Origin of the sequence: Limnothrix sp. PR1529 (assembly GCF_002742025.1) — a bacterium.
Classification (GTDB): domain Bacteria; phylum Cyanobacteriota; class Cyanobacteriia; order CACIAM-69d; family CACIAM-69d; genus CACIAM-69d.
In genome coordinates this window covers 1-4,738 of sequence record NZ_LIRO01000056.1, presented here as the reverse complement: position 1 = coordinate 4,738, position 4,738 = coordinate 1, and the positions used below count along the sequence as shown (strand labels likewise).

Sequence of the window (4,738 nt, the reverse complement as noted above, 5' to 3'; positions counted from 1 at the left end):
GGTTAGGGGGACAGGGGACTTTGGGGGAATGCTTAGACGATCGCTTGGGCGATCGAGCGATCGTCTAACCCGGTGCATCTACCGGGCAATTAATCGCAATTTAAGATCACGGGATCCCTTCGGTTCTGCTGAAACCCTTACACCGCGCGGGTTTCCGATCAAACAGGGCGCGGACTCATAAGCCCAAGGTCGCAGGTTCAAATCCCGCCTGAGCCATTTTTATAAAACCTTACCTGGCAAGGATCCTGGGGATTAATTGTTAATCCAGGAATTGATTGGTTTAAGCAAAAAGTAAGCAAGGGCCTATGCCGGTCGGCCAAATTGGGTTGTTTCTGCGGGTTAATCGCAAGCACTCGCTATGAAGCCTCCAACAAGAACGCGATCGACTGTTTAGGTCGATCGCGCTAATGATGCTCAACGAAAAATTGGAGCCAGCCGGAAAAATGCGCTAAGGAAAACCTACAGCGTCAGGGATTGCACATCGCCTTCGATTAGGGCGGCCAAGTCGCGCAGGAAGCCTGCCGAATCTGCACCGTAGATGATCCGGTGATCAGCGGTCAGGTTCACTTGCATCACCCGCTTCACGCCCAACAAACCGTCATCGGTGGCCACCACAGTCGGCTTGGAAGCGCCCACCGCCAAGATCGCCCCTTGGCCCGGCGGCAAAATCGCATCAAAGCGATCGACCCCGAACATCCCCAGGTTCGACAGGGTGAAAGTGCCGGTGGTGTACTCATCCGGCTGCAACTGCTTGCTGCGGGCGCGGGTCACCAGGTCTTGCCAGTTGCGCGACAGGGAATAGAGATCCACCTGGTCGGCATTCTTCAGCACGGGGGTGATCAGGCCACCATCGGGCATGGCCACGGCCACGGCGATGTTGATGTCGCTGCGGTAGGCGATCGCATCGGTCGCATAGGCCGCGTTCACCACCGGGTGCTTGCGCAGGCTGAGGGCCACGGCCTTGGCCAGCAGGGCGGTCATGGTCACGCCCTTGGATTTTACTTGTTTGTAGAGTGCGTCCAGCTTGTCGGTGGTGATTGAGTAGCCCACGCGGAAGGTGGGAACGCTCAGGCTCACCATCATGTTGTTGACCACGGCCTTTTGCAGGGTGGTCATGGCCACGGCTTGACCGGGCATGGGTGGCAAGGGTGCAGCAGCAGCGGCAGCCGGAGCGGGAGCAGCGGCCGGCGCGGCCACGGGTGCGGCGATCGGGGCAGGGGCAGCGGCCGGGGTGCGACCGGCGGCCCGTTCCACGTCTTCAGCCACGATCCGACCGTTGGGGCCCGAACCGGTCAGGCCACTCAGGTCAACTTTCAGTTCTTTGGCCAGTTTCTTGGCACGGGGCGAGGCGATCGTGCGGCCGCTGGGGCTGGCTGCGGGGGCGCTGGCTCCATTGCTGGGGGCAGCGGCCACGGCCACCGGGGTGGCAACGGGCGTGGCGGCCGGGGCCGAAGCGGCGGCCGGGGCGGCGCTAGTTGCGCCACCGGACAGGCCGGCCGCTTGAGCCTTGGCGGCTTCAATTTCCGCTTCGGTTTCGGCAATCAGGGCGATCGTGGAACCCACAGGGGCGGAACCACCGGCATCAACAACGATCGCGGCCATGTAGCCCTCGTTAAAGGATTCCACGTCCATGTCTGCCTTGTCGGACTCGACGATGAGGATCGTTTCGCCTTTGGCTACTTTGTCGCCCGGCGCTTTTTCCCACGAGACGATTTTGCCTTCGGTCATCGTGGAGCTAAGGGCAGGCATGAAGACTTCGTGAATCATGGGCCGATCGTACCGGGGAACGCTAGGACTTGAATGGTTGGGCTGCAATTCGCCAAAGTCAGATTTTACCGTCTGTTGGGGACGGTGGTGGCGTTGGTTGGCGATCGAGCCGTCGGAGTCAGGGATCGATCGTGTCACGCCGGGTGCTCACCGGTCGGTGGCCCCGGAAGCGCCCTAGTTGCGGAGGTCAGCAGATTTCAGATATTCCGTGTTCACGCCCGATTCGCGCGTGAGGGCAATTTTGCCGGTGCGGGCCAGCTCGCGCACGCCAAATTTTTCCAGCAATTGCAGAATGGCTACCATCTTGCCCGGGTCGCCCACCACCTCGATCGTGAGGGAGTCGTCAGACACATCCACCACCCGCGCCCGAAAAATTTGCGCCAGCTCAATAATTTCCGATCGGGCACTGCTCGGTGCATTCACCTTCACCAACATCAACTCCCGTTCCACACAGGGCACTTCGGTGATGTCTTGGACTTTGATCACGTTGATCAGTTTGTAGAGCTGTTTAACGATTTGCTCAATGATCCGGTCATCGCCGGACACGATCATCGTGATTCGCGATACGCCCCCTTGCTCGGCAGGGCCGACGGCCAGGCTTTCGATGTTGTATCCCCGGCGGGCAAAAAGACCCGCGATGCGCGTCAAAACGCCGGCTTCGTCCTCGACAAGTACAGAAAGGGTGTGTTTCATGGTTCGGTGAAAGGCTGATGGCCAGAGCGGGCGATCGATCGGGTGCATCCCAAAGGCGAATCACACCCAATTAAGGTGAATCGCACCCAATGCTGATCCCAATTCCCAATCGCATTCCAAATCTTGCGACAGCCTTTCAGTTTAGGCGATTTGGCGGTCTTCCGATTGCCCAACTCAGGTAACCAACCGAGGGACGGCAGAAGACGCGATCGGGGCTAATCAGCGGTAATTCGACGGTAATTCAGCGGGGTCAATCGATCGCCCAGGGATCGATCGAGCTTGGCAATTCCGGGGGCGACGGGGACTCAGGGGGGTGTTAGAATTTTTTTGAGAATCATTCTCAAACTAATCTTCGACATTTCCGTGAGCCACCACCATTGTGCGGCGCTGTTGAGGCGCGGTGGTGGCTGGCGGTTTTGTTGGCCTTCCTAGGTTGGAACCCATCGCCTCCATGCTGCAAGTTCGATCGCTGTGTGTTCGCTATCGCGGACTCTCGGTTCTGGACGATGTTTCGCTTGACCTCGCGCCCGGTGAATTGGTGGGGCTGATTGGCCCCAACGGCGCGGGCAAAAGCACCCTGATCAAGGCCCTGCTGGGCCTTGTGCCGATCGAATCGGGCATGATTACCTTTCGGGGTGTGCCCTTGCGGCGACTGCGCCATCGCGTGGCCTACGTGCCCCAACGGTCACAAATCGACTGGGACTATCCGATTACGGTGCAACGGGTGGTGATGATGGCCTTTGCCAAGGCGGCGGGGTGGTGGCGATCGCCCGGCCCAGCAGCCCGGGCCGCAGCTCGATCGGCCATGGAGCAAGTGAATATTTGGGATTTGCGCGATCGCCCGATCGGCTCCCTCTCTGGCGGGCAACAGCAACGGGTTTTTTTGGCTCGGGCCCTGGCCCAAAAGGCAGAATTTTTTCTGTTGGATGAACCTTTTACTGGTGTGGACAAGCAAACGGAACAGGTGTTGTTGAATCTGTTTGCCGAACTCCGCGCCCAAGGCCATTTGGTGTTAGTTTGCTCTCACGAGTGGGGCAGCTCCCTGGAACGATACGATCGGCTGCTGTTGCTGAATCGATCGCTCCTGGCGAACGATCGGCCCCAGGCCGTGATGACCCTGGATAATATCCGGCGAGCCTATGGCGAAAATATGCAAACGGCCGATCGCCACAGTCCCTTTGAATCGGTTTTAGCCTGTTAGCAAATCCCGTGAGACTATCCTGATTGGAGGTCTAAATTTGATTCACCCGAATGCTGAGGGCTAATTTTGGACTGGTTGCTTGATCCTTTGCAGTATGAGTTTGTGCGCAATGCGATCGCGATCGGGATGATCGTGGGCGTAATTTGTCCCGTGGTGGGCAGTTATCTCATTGTGCTGCGGATGTCTCTGCTGGGTGATGTGATTGCCCATGCGGTGATGCCCGGTTTGGCGATCGCCAACGCGCTGCGCATTGATTTATCGATCGGGGCGTTCATTTCCGGCATGTGCAGCACCTTCGTCATTGCCTGGATTCGACAGCAATCGCGGGTGCGGGTTGATGCGGCCATGACCCTAACCTTCTCCACCTTTTTTGGCTTAGGAATTGCCCTGATTTCACTGCTCAAAACACAGCTCGATTTGGAAGGATTTCTCTTTGGCGATATTTTGAATGTCACCCAAGGAGATTTGCTCCATGGGGTAATTGTGGCGGTGATTTTATTAGTTTTAATTAAGCTGCACTATAAAGAATTACTGTTTTATACCTTTGACCCCTTGGGAGCCGAAGCGGCCGGATTACCCACCACTTGGATTCACTACAGCCTGATGGCCGGAGTGACCTTAGCGATCGTGACGAGCTTGAAGGTGGTGGGGGTGATTATGGCGATCGCAATGTTGGTGGGCCCGGCCATCACGGCCTATTTGTTGGTCAAAGAGCTGCACATGATGATGTTAGTGGGTGCTGGCTTAGGGGTGTTGGCCGCGATCGGGGGCATGTACAGCAGTTTCTATTGGGATTTGCCCTCGGGCGCGGCGATCGCCCTAGTGATTTTTGGGTTGTTTTTGATGGCCCTGTTGTTTAGCCCGAGCCAGGGAATTTTGACCCGTCCCCGCCCCAAGGCGATCCGTCCGCGATCGGGCAAGGTTGCGGAATCGGCAGCTCCCAAACCGACCGCAGACCTGGACTAACAGCCAATCTGAGCCAGCGATCTCAGTGAATTTCGGTGAACTGTTGATTAACCTCAACTAGCGAATGGTTTGTGCGGGTGGCCCTTGGTTGGGAGAGGTGGGGAATTGGGG

General features: G+C 57.7%; 4 protein-coding genes. 2 read left to right on the top strand and 2 right to left on the bottom strand.

Translation table 11 applies throughout. The features are described 5' to 3' along the window. Window positions 1-459: 459 nt before the first annotated feature. Entirely contained in the window at window positions 460-1,767 is a 1,308-nt protein-coding gene (locus AMR42_RS08715; protein WP_099533067.1) for a dihydrolipoamide acetyltransferase family protein, read from the bottom strand. Between the two features lie 174 nt (window positions 1,768-1,941). Then, a complete protein-coding gene (gene ilvN / locus AMR42_RS08710; RefSeq protein WP_099533066.1) occupies window positions 1,942-2,460 on the bottom strand; it encodes an acetolactate synthase small subunit in 519 nt (172 codons plus the stop codon). A gap of 451 nt (window positions 2,461-2,911) precedes the next feature. Between ilvN and AMR42_RS08705 the strand changes: the two genes are divergently transcribed. Together AMR42_RS08705 and AMR42_RS08700 are read left to right on the top strand one after the other, a co-directional pair. After that, window positions 2,912-3,661, top strand: coding sequence for a metal ABC transporter ATP-binding protein (locus AMR42_RS08705; protein WP_099533065.1), 750 nt, complete (start codon window positions 2,912-2,914; stop codon window positions 3,659-3,661). Window positions 3,662-3,724: 63 nt separating this feature from the next. Then, window positions 3,725-4,627, top strand: a complete 903-nt coding sequence (locus AMR42_RS08700) for a metal ABC transporter permease (protein WP_099533064.1) — start codon at window positions 3,725-3,727, stop codon at window positions 4,625-4,627. Window positions 4,628-4,738: the final 111 nt, after the last annotated feature.

What these genes read in the sequence shown, in the direction of transcription:
- AMR42_RS08715 (WP_099533067.1), bottom strand. Translation starts at nt 1,767, where the DNA reads ATGATTCACGAAGTCTTCATGCCTGCCCTTAGCTCCACGATGACCGAA.
- ilvN (WP_099533066.1), bottom strand. Translation starts at nt 2,460, where the DNA reads ATGAAACACACCCTTTCTGTACTTGTCGAGGACGAAGCCGGCGTTTTG.
- AMR42_RS08705 (WP_099533065.1), top strand. Translation starts at nt 2,912, where the DNA reads ATGCTGCAAGTTCGATCGCTGTGTGTTCGCTATCGCGGACTCTCGGTT.